At 74.7% G+C, this 16,691-nt stretch carries 13 protein-coding genes; 11 read left to right on the forward strand and 2 right to left on the reverse strand.

Annotated elements, in window-relative coordinates; genetic code table 11:
- Nucleotides 1-33: 33 nt before the first annotated feature.
- From ACFVXN_RS05045 to ACFVXN_RS05055, 3 genes are read left to right on the forward strand one after another with little or no spacing between them, the layout of a single operon-like run.
- Nucleotides 34-615, forward strand: coding sequence for a TetR/AcrR family transcriptional regulator (locus ACFVXN_RS05045; protein ID WP_389228282.1), 582 nt, complete (start codon nucleotides 34-36; stop codon nucleotides 613-615).
- On the forward strand, nucleotides 612-1,571 hold the full coding sequence (locus ACFVXN_RS05050) for a DMT family transporter (RefSeq protein WP_389228285.1): 960 nt from the start codon (nucleotides 612-614) through the stop codon (nucleotides 1,569-1,571). Before ACFVXN_RS05045 ends, ACFVXN_RS05050 begins: the two co-directional genes overlap by 4 nt.
- Nucleotides 1,568-2,512, forward strand: a complete 945-nt coding sequence (locus ACFVXN_RS05055) for a 3-methyladenine DNA glycosylase (RefSeq protein ID WP_389228288.1) — start codon at nucleotides 1,568-1,570, stop codon at nucleotides 2,510-2,512. The genes ACFVXN_RS05050 and ACFVXN_RS05055 overlap by 4 nt, the downstream gene beginning before the upstream one ends.
- A gap of 28 nt (nucleotides 2,513-2,540) precedes the next feature.
- Here the strand turns inward: ACFVXN_RS05055 and ACFVXN_RS05060 are convergent, their stop codons facing one another.
- Both ACFVXN_RS05060 and ACFVXN_RS05065 read right to left on the reverse strand, forming a co-directional pair.
- Nucleotides 2,541-2,978 (reverse strand): hypothetical protein, encoded by a 438-nt coding sequence (locus ACFVXN_RS05060; protein WP_389228291.1) that lies wholly within the window; start codon nucleotides 2,976-2,978, stop codon nucleotides 2,541-2,543.
- Nucleotides 2,979-3,089: 111 nt separating this feature from the next.
- Nucleotides 3,090-4,307: an ROK family protein gene (locus tag ACFVXN_RS05065; protein ID WP_389228294.1), complete on the reverse strand. Its 1,218-nt coding sequence runs from the start codon at nucleotides 4,305-4,307 to the stop codon at nucleotides 3,090-3,092.
- Nucleotides 4,308-4,424: 117 nt separating this feature from the next.
- Between ACFVXN_RS05065 and ACFVXN_RS05070 the strand changes: the two genes are divergently transcribed.
- The 8 genes from ACFVXN_RS05070 (at nucleotide 4,425) to ACFVXN_RS05105 (ending at nucleotide 16,672) form a co-directional block, all read left to right on the forward strand.
- Nucleotides 4,425-5,948: a sugar ABC transporter ATP-binding protein gene (locus tag ACFVXN_RS05070; RefSeq protein ID WP_389228297.1), complete on the forward strand. Its 1,524-nt coding sequence runs from the start codon at nucleotides 4,425-4,427 to the stop codon at nucleotides 5,946-5,948.
- Complete coding sequence (locus tag ACFVXN_RS05075; protein WP_389228300.1) at nucleotides 5,945-7,030, forward strand: ABC transporter permease; 1,086 nt, start codon at nucleotides 5,945-5,947, stop codon at nucleotides 7,028-7,030. The genes ACFVXN_RS05070 and ACFVXN_RS05075 overlap by 4 nt, the downstream gene beginning before the upstream one ends.
- Before the next feature lie 110 nt (nucleotides 7,031-7,140).
- Complete coding sequence (locus tag ACFVXN_RS05080) at nucleotides 7,141-8,199, forward strand: substrate-binding domain-containing protein (RefSeq protein ID WP_389228303.1); 1,059 nt, start codon at nucleotides 7,141-7,143, stop codon at nucleotides 8,197-8,199.
- Between the two features lie 67 nt (nucleotides 8,200-8,266).
- The gene (locus ACFVXN_RS05085) at nucleotides 8,267-9,454 is read left to right on the forward strand and encodes a Gfo/Idh/MocA family protein (protein WP_389228307.1); all 1,188 of its coding nucleotides are present in this window, start codon (nucleotides 8,267-8,269) and stop codon (nucleotides 9,452-9,454) included.
- Between the two features lie 238 nt (nucleotides 9,455-9,692).
- Nucleotides 9,693-13,091, forward strand: a complete 3,399-nt coding sequence (locus tag ACFVXN_RS05090) for a PQQ-dependent sugar dehydrogenase (RefSeq protein WP_389228310.1) — start codon at nucleotides 9,693-9,695, stop codon at nucleotides 13,089-13,091.
- A 72-nt stretch (nucleotides 13,092-13,163) separates the two neighbouring features.
- Complete coding sequence (locus ACFVXN_RS05095; RefSeq protein WP_389228313.1) at nucleotides 13,164-14,171, forward strand: sugar phosphate isomerase/epimerase family protein; 1,008 nt, start codon at nucleotides 13,164-13,166, stop codon at nucleotides 14,169-14,171.
- Nucleotides 14,172-14,184: 13 nt separating this feature from the next.
- Nucleotides 14,185-15,459 carry a hypothetical protein gene (locus ACFVXN_RS05100; RefSeq protein ID WP_389228316.1) on the forward strand — a complete coding sequence of 425 codons (1,275 nt, stop codon included), beginning with the start codon at nucleotides 14,185-14,187 and terminating at the stop codon, nucleotides 15,457-15,459.
- A 121-nt stretch (nucleotides 15,460-15,580) separates the two neighbouring features.
- Nucleotides 15,581-16,672, forward strand: a complete 1,092-nt coding sequence (locus tag ACFVXN_RS05105; protein WP_389228319.1) for a DUF916 domain-containing protein — start codon at nucleotides 15,581-15,583, stop codon at nucleotides 16,670-16,672.
- Nucleotides 16,673-16,691: the final 19 nt, after the last annotated feature.

The following is a 16,691-nucleotide window of genomic DNA, read 5'->3' on the forward strand; positions in this document are numbered from 1 at the left end:
CTACCTAGTTGCTGGCGATCGACAGGGGAGCAGATGAGCAGCACGCGACGTCCGGCCCGGGCCCGGCTGCTCGAGGCTGCGGCCGTCCGGTTCTACGCCGACGGGATCGCCGCCACCGGCATCGACACGATCACCGCCGACGCCGGGGTCGCGAAGATGAGCCTCTACAACAACTTCGCGTCCAAGGCCGACCTCGTCGCGGCGTACCTCGTCGAGCGCCACGCCGAGTGGCTCGACCTGTACCGGGTCCGGCTCGCCGCCGCGGGGGACGATCCCCGCGCCGGGGTGCTCGCCGTGTTCGACGCCTACGCCGACCACGCGAACGCCGAGTACGTGCGGGGGTTCCGCGGCTGCGGGCTGCTCAACGCCGCCGCCGAGCTGCCTGCGGGTGACCCGGGTCGCGCGGTCGTGCGGCGGCACAAGGAGGAGGTCGAGCAGATCGTCCGCGACCACCTGGCCGACCTGCTGCCCGACGACCCGGCGCGCGTCGGGTCGCTCGCCGAGCACCTCGCGTTCCTGCTGGAGGGCTCGATGGTCCGCGCCGGGCTCGAGGGCGACGACCAGCGGATCCGGCACGCCCGCGGGCTCGTGGCCGAGCTGCTGGGCGTCGCGTGACCGGTGTGCTGGCGGTGCTCGCGGCCGCCGTGCTCTGGGGGACCACGGGGACGGCCGCGACGCTCGCCCCGGACGTCGGGCCGCTCGCGATCGGCGCCGCCGCGATGGGGATCGGCGGCCTGCTCCAGGCGGGCACCGCGTGGCGGCTGCTGCGCCGGCACCGCGCGGTCCTGGTGCGGCGTCGCGGGCTGGTGTCCGTCGGCGGGCTCGCCGTCGCCGTGTACCCGCTCGCGTTCTACTCCTCGATGCACCTCGCGGGCGTCGCCGTCGGGACCGTGGTGTCGCTCGGCTCGGCGCCGCTCGCGTCCGCGCTGGTCGAGCGCGTGGTCGACGGGCGGACCCTGTCCCGGCGGTGGCTGCTCGCGGCCGCGGTGGGGCTGGCGGGGATCGCGCTGATCTGCGGCGCGACGGCGCTGGCCGACGCCGGCTCGGGGGCCGTCACGGGACGGACGCCGGGGGAGTCAGCGGCCGGCGTGCTGCTCGGCCTCGTCGCCGGGGCGACCTACGCGCTGTACTCCTGGGTGGCCCACCGGCTCATGCTCGGCGGGGTGCCGTCGCGGGCGGCGATGGGGGCCGTGTTCGGCGTGGGTGGCCTGGCGCTGCTGCCGGTGCTCGCCGCGACGGGCGCGCCGCTGCTGGACTCGCCGGGGAACGCCGCGGTGGGGGCCTACATGGCGCTGGTCCCGATGTTCTGCGGCTACGTGCTGTTCGGCTGGGGGCTGGCCCGGGTCGCGGTGAGCACCGCGACGACGCTCACGCTGCTCGAGCCCGCGGTCGCGGCGGTGCTGGCCGTCGTCGTGGTGGGGGAGCAGCTGCCGGCAGCGGGCTGGGCGGGCGTCGGGCTGGTCGTCGCGTGCCTGGCGGTGCTCGCCGTCCCGGTGCGGAGCGCGCCCGTGGTCGTCGGGGGTGACGCCGGTCGGGTACGGCGCGCGCGGCTCCTACCCTGGACGTCATGACCGTCACCGACCCGGCACCGTCGACCCGAGCCCGCGTCGAGCGCGGGGCGGGGCACGCGGGCGACCGTCGGCCGCGGGTCCTCGACGCCGCGAGCTGGACGGCCGCCGCCGACGCGCACGCCGAGCGCGCCGACGCCCTGACCGCGGGCCACCGCGCGCGCCGGGCGGCCGGTGAGCGCCACGCGATCGAGGACTTCCTGTTCGAGTACTACCCGGCGAAGCCCGCGCAGCTGCGCCGCTGGCACCCCGGGGTCGGGACGGTGCTGGCCGACGCCGCGGGCAGCCCGCAGGCGGGCTGGCGCTGGTACGGGGTGGACGACGCGGGTGCGGTGGCGCTCGACGTCCCGGCGTTCCTCGCCGACCGGGGGAGCACGGTCGGCTACGTGCACGCGCTCGTCGGCGCCACCGCGGCCCGCCCCGCGGCGACGGGGTGCTTCGGCCTGCACGAGTGGGCGATGGTGTACCGCGAGGGCGACGACGAGCACCGGCACCGGCTGCCGCTGCGGCTCGGCGGGGCCGGGACGGACGCCGTGGTGGAGTCGCACCGGATCCGGTGCACGCACATCGACGCGTTCCGGTTCTTCACGCCGCCCGCGACCCCGCTCAACACCGTCCAGCCGAGCCGGGAGACCCAGGTCGCGATGGAGCAACCGGGGTGCCTGCACGCGAACATGGACCTGTACAAGTGGGCGCTCAAGCTCGGGCCGGCCGTGCCGGGCGACCTGCTGCTCGACGCGTTCGCGCTCGCCCGGGAGATCCGGGTGGTCGACATGCAGGCGTCCCCGTACGACGTGTCGGGCTACGGGCTGGCCCCCCTGCCGATCGAGACCGCCGAGGGGAAGGCGGAGTACGTGCGGCTGCAGCGGGGGTTCGCCGCGCGGTCGCAGGAGCTGCGCCGGCGGCTGCTCGAGGTGTGTGAAGCGGTGCTGGCGGGCGCCTGAGAGGGCTGACCGGCCACCGACCGGTCGCTCACCGGCAGCACTCGCACAACTGCGCCCAGGCGCCGTCGGGCAGGTCGTCGGCGGTGTCGTCGTCCCGGTCGTCCTCTGCGCCGTCGACGAGGTCGTCCTCGGCGTCGTCGACCAGGTCCTCCCAGCGGACCTCGTCGGAGCGGCTGTCGTGCCGGCGACTCCGCATGCGGGCGTCGACCTCGGCGCGGACGGTGCCCTGGAGGTGGTCCGCCCACAGCGCCGTGCGCACCGCGGCCACCCAGAGGCCGGCGAGCTCCGCGGCGGAGGCGGTGGTGAGGTCGGTCGCCTCGACGGCGGCGTCGAGCGCGGCGACGAGCTCGGGGCCGGTCGCGGCGGCACGGAGGGCGGCGGCGATCTCGGCCGCGGGCAGGGCAGGGCGAGGCCGTCGGAGGCCGTCGGAGCGGGGGGCGTCGATCTGCTGCGTGGGTGTGCTCATGCGCCGCACGGTAGGAGCGCCCGGGCCGCGCACGTCGGCCCGCCGGCGCCGATCTGGGGACGACGCGCGCCGACCCCGCCTGTGGACGGCTCGGTGCCCGCTCGTGGAGCGCTACCCGACGCCGGAGGTGCGCTCGGACCCCAGCATCGAGTCGAGCAGCCCGTCGATCGCGCCGGGGGACAGCACGTGGTCGACGGCCATGGCGCTGGCGCCGAGGATGCCGACCTGCGACCGGGCCTGGGAGGTGACGATCCGCAGGTGCTGCGTGGCGAGGGGCAGCGACCGCTGGTAGACGACCTCGCGGATGCCGGCGATGAGGTGCTCGCCCGCCTCGGCGACGACGCCGCCGATCACGACGAGCGAGGGGTTGAGCAGGCTGACGCAGGCCGCCAGGACGGCGCCGAGCTCGCGGCCCGCCTGTCGGACGGCACGCCCGGCGGCGAGGTCGCCGGAGCGCACGAGGGCGACGACGTCGGCGCCGTCGCGGACCTCCAGGCCCTCGCGGCGCAGTCCCTCGGCGAGGGCGCGTCCGGAGGCGACGGCCTCGAGGCAGCCGACGTTGCCGCACCGGCACGGCACGTCCTGCGCGCCGGGGACGGCGATGTGGCCGATGTCCCCGGCGGCGCCCTGGGCGCCGCGCCGCAGCCTGCCGTCGGAGATGATCCCGGAGCCGATGCCGGTGGCGATCTTGACGAACAGCATGTCGTCGACGTCGGGCCACGCGGTGCGGTGCTCGCCGAGCGCCATGAGGTTCACGTCGTTGTCGACCTGGACCTCGGCGTGCAGGGCGGCCGCGAGGATGCCGCGGACGTCGACGTCGTCCCACGCGGGCATGATCGGCGGGTTGATCGGCCGGCCGGTGGAGTGCTCGACGGGACCGGGCAGGCCCACGCCGACGCTGACGAGGTCGCCGGGCTCCCGCCCGGCCTCGAGGACCAGGGCGCGGCCGTGCTCGACGACCCAGGCGAGGACGGTCTCGGGCCCGTCGGCGATGGCGAGCGTCGCCTCGGTTTCGGCGAGGACGGTGGACGCGAGGTCGGTGACGGCGAGCCGGGCGTGGGAGGCCCCGAGGTCGACGGCGAGGACGACGCGGGCGCTCGGCCGGAACGCGAACGTCGCGGGTGGGCGGCCGCCGGTGGACGACGCCTCGCCCGCGGGGGCGACGAGCCCGGCGGCCATGAGCACGTCGACGCGCGCGGCGATGGTGGAGCGGGCCTGCCCGGTCGCGGCGGCGAGGTCGGCGCGGGTGCGCGGCCTGCCGTCGCGGAGCAGCTGGAAGAGCTCGCCGGCGCCCGCATGGCGCTGGGGGAGCCTGACGACGTCCTGCATGGCGCACAGTGAACCAGAAAAGTCGCACCACTTGTGGCGGTCACGGTTCGGTAACTCGGACAAACCAGGAGCAACTTATGCTTGACGCCCGACAGAAGTGGCGCCTAGGTTCGCCGCATGGTCAACGTGGACCCCCCGCAGCAGCCGCTGCTCCAGATGCGCGGCATCGTCAAGCAGTTCCCCGGAGCCCGCGCCCTCGACGGCGTCGACCTCGACGTCCTGCCCGGCGAGGTGCACTGCCTGCTCGGCCAGAACGGCGCCGGCAAGTCGACGCTCATCAAGGTGCTCGCCGGTGCCCACCAGCCGACCGAGGGCACGGTGCTCGTCGACGGCGAGGCCGTGACGATCCCGAACCCCGTCGCGGCGCTGAAGCTCGGCATCGCGACGATGTACCAGGAGCTCGACGTCGTGGCCGGCCTGACGGTCACCGAGAACGTGTTCCTCGGCCACGAGCTCGCCACGGCCGGCGTCTCCCGCCGCCGCGAGGCGCGCCGCCGCACCCGGGAGATCCTCGCCCGGCTCGGCCACCCCGAGATCTCCCCGCACCACGAGGTCGGGTCGCTGCCCGCCGCCGCCCAGCAGATCGTGTCGATGGCCCGCGCGCTGTCGCACGACGCCCGGGTGATCGTGATGGACGAGCCGTCCGCCGTGCTCGACTCCGACGAGGTGCAGAACCTGTTCCGCGTGACCCGTGAGCTCACCGCCGCGGGCGTCGCGATCGTCTACATCTCGCACCGCATGGAGGAGATCCGGGCGATCGGGGATCGGATCACCGTCCTCAAGGACGGACGCACGGTAGCGCGGGACCTGCCGGTCGCGACGACGCCGACCGGCGACCTGATCCGCCTGATGACCGGGCGGACCGTCGAGTACGTCTTCCCGCCGAGCACCGAGCTGCCGCCCGACGCGGGCGTGGTGCTCGACGTGCAGGGCCTCGCGCTGCGCGGGTCGTTCGCGGACGTGAGCTTCCAGGTCCGCGCGGGCGAGATCGTCGGGCTCGCGGGCCTGGTCGGGTCGGGACGCTCGGAGATCATCGAGACCGTCTACGGCGCGCGCCGCGCGACCGCGGGCACGGTCACGGTGGCCGGCCAGCGGCTGCGGCCCGGCGCGGTGTCCGCCGCGGTGCGGGCCGGCGTCGGCCTGGCCCCCGAGGAGCGCAAGGCCCAGGGGCTGCTGCTCGACGAGCCGGTCTACCGGAACATCACGCTGTCGACGTTCGGCCGGTTCGCGAAGGGCGGCGTGCTCGACGAGGGCGCCGAGCGGACCGTGGCGCGGGAGCAGGCGGAGGCGCTGGACCTGCGCCCCACCGGCGTCGACCGCGCGATCCGCACCCTGTCGGGCGGCAACCAGCAGAAGGCGATGCTCGCTCGCTGGCTGGTGCACGGCTGCCGGGTGCTGCTGCTGGACGAGCCGACCCGCGGCGTGGACGTCGGCGCCCGCGCCGAGATCTACGCCCTGGTGCGCCGGCTCGCCGACTCGGGCGCCGCGGTGGTCGTGGTGTCCAGCGAGATCCCCGAGGTGCTCGGTCTGTCCGACCGCGTGCTGGTGGTGTCCGACGGCCGGGTCGTCCACCAGGGACCCGCCGCCCAGATCGACGAGCACGCCGTGCTCGACCTCGTCATGGAAGGAAGTGCCGCGTGAGCGAGCACCAGCTCTCCGCCCAGCCCCCGGGCACCCCCACCGCGCCCCCGCCGCCCGCCGCCGACGAGTCGGCGCGGGTGGAGAAGGTCGCCCGTGAGTCCACGGGGCGCGCGCGCCGCGGCGGCTCGAGCGGCGGCTCGGCCCGCATCCTCGGGCTCGTGGTCGCCCTCGCGGCGATCTGCGTCGTCGGCGCCATCACCTCGGGCAGCCGGTTCGCCAGCCTCGACAACGCGACGGTGATCGTCAGCACGGCGGCGATCATCGGCGTCGTCAGCATCGGCATGACGTTCGTCATCACGGCGGGCGGGATCGACCTGTCCGTCGGGTCGGTGCTGGGGCTGTCCTCGGTGTGGGCGACCACGGTCGCTACGCAGACGATGGCCGAGCAGTACGGCTGGATCGTCATGGTCGGCTGCGCCCTCGCGGTCGGGCTCGCCGCCGGCGTCATCAACGGCGTGCTCATCGCGTACGGCAAGGTGGTCGGGTTCATCGCGACGCTGGCCATGCTGGTCGCGGCGCGCGGGCTCGCCGAGCTGATCGCCGGCCGGCGCACGCAGCTCGTGAACGTGTCCTCGTTCGAGAGCACCTTCAAGGGCGACCTGCTCGGCGTGCCGAAGATCGTCTGGATCTTCGCGGTCGTCGCCGTCGCGGGCTGGTTCCTGCTCAACCGCACGACGTTCGGCCGCCGGACCATCGCGGTCGGCGGCAACCCCGAGGCGGCCCGGCTCGCGGGCATCGCCGTCAAGCGGCACACGATGTACCTCTACGCGCTGTGCGGCCTCACCGCCGGCATCGCCGGCGTGATGATGCTGGCCCGCACCGGTGCGGGCTCGTCGACCAACGGCACGCTCTACGAGCTGGACGCGATCGCCGCGGTCGTCGTCGGCGGGACCCTGCTGGCCGGGGGTCGCGGCACCATCGTCGGCACCGTGCTCGGCGTCCTGATCTTCGCGACGCTGACGAACATCTTCGTCCAGAACAACCTGGACTCCTCGGTCCAGTCCGTCGTCAAGGGCGCGATCATCATCGCCGCCGTCCTGCTCCAGCAGCGCTTCACCACCCGCACGCCCCGCACCACGTAGCGCCCCTCGCGCTCCACCCGCACCCCCCCTCGCCAGGACGCCGCCCCCGCGGCGCCCACGGCACCGCACACCCACCGCCCGCCCCGTAGGACATCGTCGAAGGAGATCCCATGTCCGCATCCCTGACCTCGCGCCGTCGTCGCGGCTACGCCGCCGTCGCCGTGCTGTCGGTCGCCGCGTTCCTCACCGCGTGCACCTCCAACGCCCCCGCCGAGGAGGACGAGGGTGGTTCGGACGCCGCTCCGGTCGCCGTCTCGGACAACGACGAGCCGGGCGACACGGTCGTCATCGGCTTCTCGGCCCCCGCCGCCGACCACGGCTGGATGGGCGCGATCACCACGGCCGCCCAGGCCGAGGCCGAGAAGTACGAGGACGTCGAGCTCCGCGTCGCGGAGGGCACCAACGACGTCAACCTGCAGATCAGCCAGATCGAGCAGTTCATCAACGACGGCGTCGACGCGATCGTCCTGCTGCCGTTCGACGGCGGCGCGCTGACCGACGTCGCGACCCGGGCGATGGAGGCCGGCATCCCGGTCATCAACGTCGACCGCGAGTTCTCCAGCCCGTTCGCGTCCCGCGCGACCGTGCTCGGCGACAACTACGGCATGGGCGTCTCCGCCGGCACGTACCTGTGCGAGGAGCTCGGCGACAACCCCGACGCCGTGGTCGCGGAGATCGCCGGCATCGACTCGCTGCCGCTCACCCAGGACCGCAGCCAGGGCTTCGCCGACGCGCTCGAGGGCTGCGGGCTCGAGGTGAGCAACCGCGTGGCCGCGGACTTCACGGTCCAGGGCGGCGAGCAGGCGGCCGCGAACCTGCTGCAGGCCGCGCCGCAGATCGACGCGATCTGGAACCACGACGACGACCAGGGCGTCGGCGTCCTGGCGGCGATCGAGAACGCCGGGCGCGACGAGTTCTTCATGGTCGGCGGCGCCGGCTCGGCGAACGTGATGCGGGAGATCCAGTCCGGCGACTCCGTGCTCCAGGCGACGGTCGTCTACCCGTCGACGCAGGCGGCGGACGGCATCCGGCTCGCGCGCCTCGTGGCGCACGAGAAGTCGCTGGCCGACCTCGCGTCGTCGGGCGTGCCGCGCACGGTGCAGCTGTTCGCGCCGGTGGTCACCGCGGACAACGTCGACCAGTACATCGACTCGGCCTTCGAGTCCTGATCCGCCGCGGCGCGGGGGTCCGGTCCTCGACCGGCCGGCCCCCGCGCCCCTCACGAGAGGACCCACGATGGACGAGACGACCGCCGGTCCCCGGGACACCCTGGGCGTCGGCATGGTGGGGTACGCGTTCATGGGCGCCGCGCACTCCCAGGCGTGGCGCACCGCCCCCCGGTTCTTCGACCTGCCGCGCACGCCCGTGATGCGGGTGCTCGGCGGCCGGGACGCCTCGGCGGTGAAGACCGCCGCCGACCGGCTCGGCTGGCAGGACTCCGTCACGTCGTGGCAGGAGCTGGTCGCGCGGGACGACGTCGACCTGGTCGACGTGTGCACCCCCGGCCACACGCACGCCGAGATCGCGGTCGCCGCGCTCGAGGCGGGCAAGCACGTCCTGTGCGAGAAGCCGCTGGCCAACACGATCGCCGAGGCCGAGGCGATGGTCGCCGCGGCCGAGTCCGCCGCAGCCCGCGGAGTCCGTTCGATGGTCGGCTACACGTACCGGCGGGTGCCGGCCGTGCAGCTCGCCCGGCAGCTCGTCGCCGACGGCCGGATCGGGACCGTCCGGCACGTGCGCGTGCAGTACCTCCAGGACTGGCTGGCCGACCCGCAGGCGCCGCTGTCCTGGCGGCTCGACAAGCAGGCCGCGGGGTCCGGCGCGCTGGGCGACATCGGCTCGCACGCCGTCGACCTCGCGCAGTTCATCACCGGTGAGCGCCTGACCGGGGTGTCCGCCGTGCTGGAGACGTTCGTGCACGAACGGCCCGTCGCGGCCGCGTTCGCCGGGCTGCACGGCACCGGCGGCACCGGCACCGGGCCCGTCACCGTCGACGACGCCGCGGTGTTCCTGGCGCGGCTGTCCGGCGGAGGGCTCGGCGTGTTCGAGGCGACCCGGTTCGCCACGGGCCGCAAGAACGCCATCCGCCTCGAGGTGAACGGCGAGCGCGGGTCGCTGTCGTTCGACTTCGAGGACATGAACGTCCTGCACTTCTACGACGCCACCGAGGACGCCGCCGTCGCGGGGTTCCGGCGGATCGTCGTCACCGAGCCGCAGCACGCGTACGTCGCGCAGTGGTGGCCCGCCGGCCACGGCCTGGGCTACGAGCACGCGTTCACGCACCAGGTCGTCGACCTCGTCGGGGCCATCGCGGCGGGCGAGCAGCCGACGCCGTCGTTCGCCGACGGCCTCGCCGTCCAGCGCGTGCTCGACGCGGTCGAGCGCAGCGCGGCCGACGACAGCCGCTGGGTGCCGCTCGCCTGACCGGCGAGCCGCACGACCCGCACCACCCACGCACGCATCCGACAGATCGCCGCGCACCGCTCGAGGGGGAGGAGGTGAGGACCTGCGCGACCGACCGGCAACGGCGCCGGTCACGTGAGGAGGTCGGGTCCCGGCACCGTGGGGACGACGAGAGACCCGACCTCTGCGACGACACTCCAGAGGAGCTGCATCACCCATGAAGCGTATCGAGCCGCGGTCGCACCGCGGCAGGAGAACGGTGGCTTTCACCCTCGCCGGTGTGCTCACCGTGACGGGGCTGGCGCTCGGCGCCGGACCCGTGGTGGCCCACGACGGCGTGGACCACGGGGCCGAGCCCGGCGCGCAGGCCGCGCTGGACTGGGGCAACTACGAGAAGACGACGCTGACGAAGGACGTCGGCGAGCCGCTGGACCTCGCGGTCCTCCCGGACGGCCGCGTGCTGCACACCGCGCGCAACGGCGACGTCCGCCTCACCGACCCGACCACGGGCGTGACCCGGATCACGAACACCATCCCGGTGTACGCGAACTCCGAGGACGGCCTGCAGTCGATCGGCATCGACCCGGACTTCGAGGAGAACAACTGGGTCTACCTCGTCTACGCGCCCCCGGGGTCGACCCCCGCGGGCTCCGCGCCGAACACGCTGCCCGCCGGGCAGGACGAGTCCTACTGGGACCAGTGGAAGGGCGTGAACCGGCTGTCGCGGTTCCAGTGGACCGGTGACGGCCTGGACCTCGCCTCGGAGCAGCAGATCCTCGACGTCGAGGTCCAGCGCGGGCAGTGCTGCCACGTGGGCGCCGACTTCGACTGGGACGCCGAGGGCAACCTGTACCTGGGCACGGGCGACAACACGCCCGCGGGCACGCCGGGCGCCAACGGCTTCGCGCCGAACAACGACGCCCCCGGCATGAACCCGGGCTTCGACTCCCGCCGCGGCGCCGGCAACACCAACGACCTGCGCGGCAAGATCCTGCGGATCCACGTCGAGGCGGACGGCTCGTACACGGTCCCCGAGGGGAACCTGTTCCCGGAGGGCACCGAGGGCACCCGCCCCGAGATCTTCGTGATGGGCGTGCGGAACCCGTTCAAGCTGGACGTCGACCCGGAGACGAACTCGCTGTCCTGGGGCGACTACGGCCCGGACGCCACGTCCGCCGTCGCGGCGACCGCGGGCCGCGGGCCGATGGGCCTGGTCGAGTGGAACGTGGTCGGCCTCGACGACCCGCACAACTCCGGCTGGCCGTTCGTCACGGGCGACAACTTCGCCTACAACGACTGGGACTTCGCCACGGGCACGCCCGGGGCGTTCTTCGACCCGGCCGCGCTGAAGAACGAGTCCCGGTGGAACACCGGCCTCGTCGACCTGCCCCCGGCGCGGCCCGCCACGCTGTACTACGGCGACAACCCGGGTGACCAGCCGTGGGACGAGCTCGTGACCTTCGGCACCGGCACCGGCCAGGGCCCGATGGGCGGCCCGGTCTACCACCGGCCCGCCGACGCCGGCCCGGACGCGTTCCCGGAGTACTGGGACGGCAAGGCGTTCTTCGGCGAGTTCTCCCAGGACTACATCGCGGCCTTCACGGTCGACTGGGACACCTTCGAGGTCACGCACATCGAGGACGTGACGCCGAACGCCGCGATCACGGCCGAGGGCTGGCCCCCAATCGACAACCCGATGGACATCGAGTTCGGCCCCGACGGGTCGATGTACGTCCTCGACTACGGCGACGGCTTCTTCCGCGCGAACCCCGACGCCGGGCTGCACCGCATCGCCTACGCCGAGGGCAACAAGGCGCCCCGCGCCGCGTTCACCGCGACGCCGACGTCGTCGTCGTCCGCGCCGCTCACCGTGGCGTTCGACGCGAGTGCGTCGGCCGACCCCGAGGAGGGCGCGCTGACCTACGAGTGGGACTTCGACGGCGACGGCACCTTCGACGCCACCGGGGTCGAGGCCGAGCACACGTACACGGCGCTCGCCGCCTACACCGCCCGGCTCAAGGTCACCGACCCGGAGGGCAAGTTCACGCTGACCTCCGAGGTCATCTCCGTCGGCAACCAGGCGCCCGAGGTCACCGTGGCCTACCCGGCGAACGGCGGGTTCTTCTCCTGGGGCGACGCCATCCCGTTCCAGGTGACCACGCAGGACGCCGAGGACGGCACCACCACCGACTGCAGCCGCGTCGCGTGGACCTACGGCCTCGGCCACGACGAGCACGCCCACCCCGAGGTCTCGGGCACGGGCTGCAAGGGCGCGTGGAAGACCGACCCCAACTCGCCGGAGCACGGCCCGGGCGCGCTGCTGTACGGCGCGGTCGTGGTGACGTACCGCGACGCCGGCGCCAACGGCCTGCCGGCGGCGACCGGTGAGGCCACCGTGCGGCTCAACCCGCGCGAGCAGCAGGCCGAGCACGCCGCCCGCCAGGGCGTCACGGTCTACGCCGACGAGACCGCGCTGGCCGGCAACGCCGTCCGCGGGCTCGGCGGGGGCGACTTCGTCCGGTTCGACACGGTGAACTTCGCCGGCATCGAGGGCGCGGTCGTCCGGGCCAACGGCGGCGGGCAGGTCCAGCTGCGCTGGGGCGCGGTGGACGCGGCACCGTTCGCGACCGCCACCATCCCGGCGGGCGGGGGCTGGAAGGACGTGCCGGTCACGTTCGACGCCCCCGAGGGCACCGGCAGCCTGTTCGTCACCTCGGCGGACGAGCTCGCCCTCGACGCGCTCACCATGACGGGCCCCGGCGTCGCCGACGTCACCGCCCCGACCGTGGCGCACACCCTGGCCCCGGCGGCGCCCACCGGCGCCGGCGGCGTCTACACGGTGCCCGTGCGGTTCTCCGTCCAGGCCGCCGACGACGGGGCGCTCGCCAGCGTGCAGTACTCGCGCGACGGCGGCACCACCTGGGTCAACCTGGCCGCGAACCAGCAGTACGGCGTGACGTTCTCCGAGAGCGGCACGTACGACCTGCGGTACCGGGCCACCGACACCGGCGGGCACGTCTCCGAGGTCGGTCAGGTCGCGTTCACCATCGACCTGGACGCCCCCGAGGAGCCCACCGTCGACACCACGACCACGGCGACCGTCGCCGCGGCCCGGGTGCCGTACGGCGCCCCCGGCGTGGTCACCGTCGCCGTCGGCGCGGGGGACCGCACCGCCGAGGGCGAGGTCGTCCTGACCGTGGGCGAGACGGAGGTCGGCCGGGGCACCCTCGCGGGCGGCACCGTCGACGTCGCGCTCGACCCGACGCTGGCGGTGGGCACCCACACGGTGACCGCGTCCTTCGTCGGCGGCGAGGTGTTCAAGCCGTCGTCCGGCACGGTCCGGCTCACGGTCGCGCGCACCACCTCCACCACGACCGTCACGGTGTCGCCGAACCCGGTGAAGCCGGCCGTCGCCGCCAAGGCCACGGTGCAGGTCGTCTCCGCCGGCGGGGCCGTCCCGACCGGGGGCGTCACCGTCACGGTCAAGCGCAACAACACCGTGGTGGCCTCGCTCACCGGGACCCTCGACGCCACCGGCGCGAGCGTCGTCCCCCTCGGGCGCCTGCCCGAGGGCACCTACAAGGTCGACGTCGCCTACGGCGGCACGGCCGGCGTCGCCGGCAGCACGACCAGCACCACCCTCACCGTCCGCAGCTGACCGCGCGCCGGCGGCCCGGGTCGGGGCCACGCAGCACCGACCCGGGCCGACCGGCCGTCTCGAAGGAGAGACATGCACACGCACCAGCACCCGTCCCTGCCCGACCGGCCCCTGAGCCGGCGGTCCCTGATGAAGGCGCTCGCCGCCTCTACCGTGGCCGTGGGCGTCGGGACCGCCCTCGGCGCCTCCGCCGCGGGCGCCGCGGGCCCGCTGCCCGCCGCCGCACCGGGAGCCGGGCGCACCCGCCTGGTCCCCGCCAACCGCATCGGCATCCAGCTGTACACGATCCGCGACAAGGTCAGCTCCCTGGGCTTCCGGGCCGTGTTCGAGGAGCTCGGCCGGATCGGGTACTCCGAGGTGGAGTTCGCCGGCTACACGCAGGGCAACGTCGGGGCCATCACCCCGGCCGAGATCCGCACCCTGCTCGACGACAACGGCCTGCGGGCCGTCGGCTCGCACGTCGGCACCAACCTGCTGCGCACCGACCTGGCCAACCAGATCGCCATCGCGCACACGCTCGGGATGCCGCACCTCGGCACCGGCAACGCCCCCACGAACACCGCGACGAAGGAGGGCTACCTCGCCGCCGCGGAGGAGTGGAACGCCTGGGGCGCGCAGGTCAAGGCTGCCGGGCTCAAGCTCTACCAGCACAACCACGACGGCGAGTTCCGGTTCGACCCGGTCGACCCGTCGGTCCGGCTCTACGACGTGTTCTACGACAACACCGACCCGGACCTGGTCTACCTGGAGATGGACATCTACTGGGCGTACGTCGGGCAGCACAAGTACCCGGGGTTCGAGCCGGTCGACTACATCCTGCGCAACCCGCGGCGCTACCCGCTGCTGCACCTCAAGGACGGCAAGGCCAACGGGGCCAGCGCCAACGGCTACGACATCATCGAGTTCGGCGCCGGCGACCTGCCCTACCAGCAGTTCCTGTCCCAGCTGCGGACCCGCGGCCAGCACTTCGGGCTCTACGAGCAGGACAACGCGGCCAGCACCGCCGTCCCGCCGAACCCGCTGGACTCGCTCGGCAACGCCGACCGCAGCTACGACGCCATCGCCGGCCTGCGCGGCTGAGAGGGAGACGACCATGAAGCGCATCTACTCGGTCCCGGCGGCACTCGTCGGGGCGTTCGGGCTCGTCACGCTCGGGGCGACCGTCGCCCAGGCCGCGTCGACCGACTGCACCGGCGACCTCGGCGACCAGACGATCACCGGTGACCTCGTGGTCCCCGCGGGCGCCGAGTGCGTCCTCGCGGGCGCCACCGTCGAGGGCAGCATCACCGTCGGCGCCGACGGCTGGCTCGACGCCACCTCGGTCACCGTCACCGGCGACGTCGTCGCCACCGACCCGTACGGGGTGCTGCTCGACGGCACCCGGGTCGGCGGGGACGTCAGCGCCTACACCACGGGGTCCCGGGTCGGGTTCCTCTACCTCAACGACCTCGAGGTCGGCGGCAGCGTCGCGGCCGGCGGTCTCGACGTGGAGATCACCGGCTCGGACATCACCGGCGGGCTGACCACGCAGGCCGCGACCTACGTCGACCTGCTGCAGACCGGCGTCGGCGGCGACGTCGCGCTCGGCGACTCCGGCTACGGCACCACCGTCGCCGGCGCCGTCGTCCAGGGCTCGCTGTCGGTCACCGGCAGCAGCCGCGACGTCCTCATCGGGTCCACCCCCGACGGCGCCGCGGACACCTGGGGCAACACCGTCGGCGGCGACCTCGTGCTCACCGGCAACACCGCGAACCTGCGGGTGGCCGGCACGACCGTCCTCGGCACGATCCGGCTCGCCGAGAACGACCCGGTCGCGGCGTTCGGACCGGGCAACACCGCCGGCGCCGTCGAGGGCGACCACACCGGCGAGGCGCCGGGCACCGTGGCGGAGGGCGACCAGTCGCTCGCCGTCACCGTCCCGGAGCAGCGCGCCGGCGAGCTCACGTGGTCGCTGGAGGGCTCGTCCGGCCTCGTGAACCTCGGCGTGGCCGAGGAGCTCGAGGACCGGTACCAGGCCACCGGCGAGATCGTCCCGGTCCGGGTGCAGGACACCCGGGCGGGCGACCCGGAGTGGTCGGTCACCGCGCAGGTCAGCGACTTCGTCGCCGGCGGCCAGACGCTGTCGTCGAAGTACCTGGGCTGGACCCCGGAGGTGCTCGAGAACGGCGGCGACGCCGTCGCCGGGCCCGCCGTGCCGTCCGGGTTCGAGTCCGGGGACGGTCTGTCCGTCGCCCGCACCCTCGCCGAGGCCGAGACCGGGCACGCCCGCGGCTCGTCCCTCGTCGGCGCGGACCTCGACCTGCAGCTCCCGCTCGACGCCCCGTCGGGCACCTACACCGCGACGCTGACGCTCACCGCGCTCAGCTAGCACCCCCGTCCCGCCCCCGCGCGCCGGTCCTCGTCCCGGCGCGCGGGGGTGGGGCACCACCCGCTCCGCCCGTTCCACCCAGGCTCCACCCCGCTCAGCCCCGCACGAGAGGTGTCCCGTCGTGACCCCGACGTCCCGCGTCCCCGCCGTCCTCGCCGTGCTGGCCGCCCTCGCGCTGGGCGCCGCGCCGGCCGCCGCCGCTGTGCCCGCCGCTGCTGCCGCCGCGCCCGCCGCCGTCGAGCCGCCGCCCGCCGCGGCCGCCACCCAGGTCTCCTGGGGCGTGCGCCCGGCCGACACCGTGCACGGCGCCGAGCGCCCGAACTTCGCCTACTCCCTGCCGCCCGGCGGCACCCTCACCGACGCGATCGTCCTGACCAACAAGGGCGACGCCCCCCTCGCGCTCGACGTGTACGCCGCGGACGGCTTCCTCACCCCGGACGGCACCCTCGACCTGCTCGAGGCGGGGGAGCAGTCCACCGCCCTCGGCGCGTGGGTCGAGGTCGCCAGCCCGCAGGTGGTCGTCGAGCCCGGCGCGAGCGTCGAGGTGCCGTTCACCCTCACCGTGCCCGCCGACGCCCAGCCCGGCGACTACGCCGCGGGCGTCGTGTCCACCCTGCTCGTCGAGAACGCCGCGGGCGTCAGCGTCGACCGCCGGCTCGGCTCACGCATGCACGTGCGCGTCGGCGGCGACCTCGCCCCCGCGCTGCTCGTGTCGGGCGTCGACGTCGACTACCGCGCCGGCGCGAACCCCGTCGTGCCCGGCAGCGCGACCGTCACGTTCACCGTCACCAACACGGGCAACGCGCGCATCGCCCCCGCCGAGGAGGTCGAGGTCGCCGGCCTGCTCGGCCTCGGCGGGGTGCGTGCCGCGGCCGTCGACGTCCCCGAGCTGATCCCCGGTGCGTCCGTCGAGCGCAGCGTCGTCGTCGACGGCGTCTGGCCCCTCGTCCGGGCGACCGCCAGCGTCGCCCTCGGCGGCACCGTCGTGGCCCTGCCCGGCGCCACCGACGCGGCCGCCGCCCCGGGGGTGCCCGGCGTCGTCGCCAGCGGCGCCGACTGGGCGGTGCCGTGGGTCGCGCTCGCCGTCCTGGCCCTGCTCGTCGCCCTCGTGGTGCTGCGGGTCCGTGCGCGCCGGCGGCGCACGGTCCGCCGGCAGCGCGAGCTCGACGACGCGGTCGCCGCCGCGCTGGCCGCCCGGGGGGCGACGCCGTGACCTGACCGCCCGCGCCCCG

It is taken from the genome of Cellulomonas sp. NPDC058312, from assembly GCF_042880135.1.
In the GTDB taxonomy this organism is placed as follows: Bacteria; Actinomycetota; Actinomycetes; order Actinomycetales; family Cellulomonadaceae; genus Cellulomonas.

What these genes read in the sequence shown, in the direction of transcription:
- ACFVXN_RS05055 (WP_389228288.1), top strand. Translation starts at nt 1,568, where the DNA reads ATGACCGTCACCGACCCGGCACCGTCGACCCGAGCCCGCGTCGAGCGC.
- ACFVXN_RS05095 (WP_389228313.1), top strand. Translation starts at nt 13,164, where the DNA reads ATGCACACGCACCAGCACCCGTCCCTGCCCGACCGGCCCCTGAGCCGG.
- ACFVXN_RS05045 (WP_389228282.1), top strand. Translation starts at nt 34, where the DNA reads ATGAGCAGCACGCGACGTCCGGCCCGGGCCCGGCTGCTCGAGGCTGCG.
- ACFVXN_RS05060 (WP_389228291.1), bottom strand. Translation starts at nt 2,978, where the DNA reads ATGAGCACACCCACGCAGCAGATCGACGCCCCCCGCTCCGACGGCCTC.
- ACFVXN_RS05080 (WP_389228303.1), top strand. Translation starts at nt 7,141, where the DNA reads ATGTCCGCATCCCTGACCTCGCGCCGTCGTCGCGGCTACGCCGCCGTC.
- ACFVXN_RS05065 (WP_389228294.1), bottom strand. Translation starts at nt 4,307, where the DNA reads ATGCAGGACGTCGTCAGGCTCCCCCAGCGCCATGCGGGCGCCGGCGAG.
- ACFVXN_RS05070 (WP_389228297.1), top strand. Translation starts at nt 4,425, where the DNA reads ATGGTCAACGTGGACCCCCCGCAGCAGCCGCTGCTCCAGATGCGCGGC.
- ACFVXN_RS05085 (WP_389228307.1), top strand. Translation starts at nt 8,267, where the DNA reads ATGGACGAGACGACCGCCGGTCCCCGGGACACCCTGGGCGTCGGCATG.
- ACFVXN_RS05100 (WP_389228316.1), top strand. Translation starts at nt 14,185, where the DNA reads ATGAAGCGCATCTACTCGGTCCCGGCGGCACTCGTCGGGGCGTTCGGG.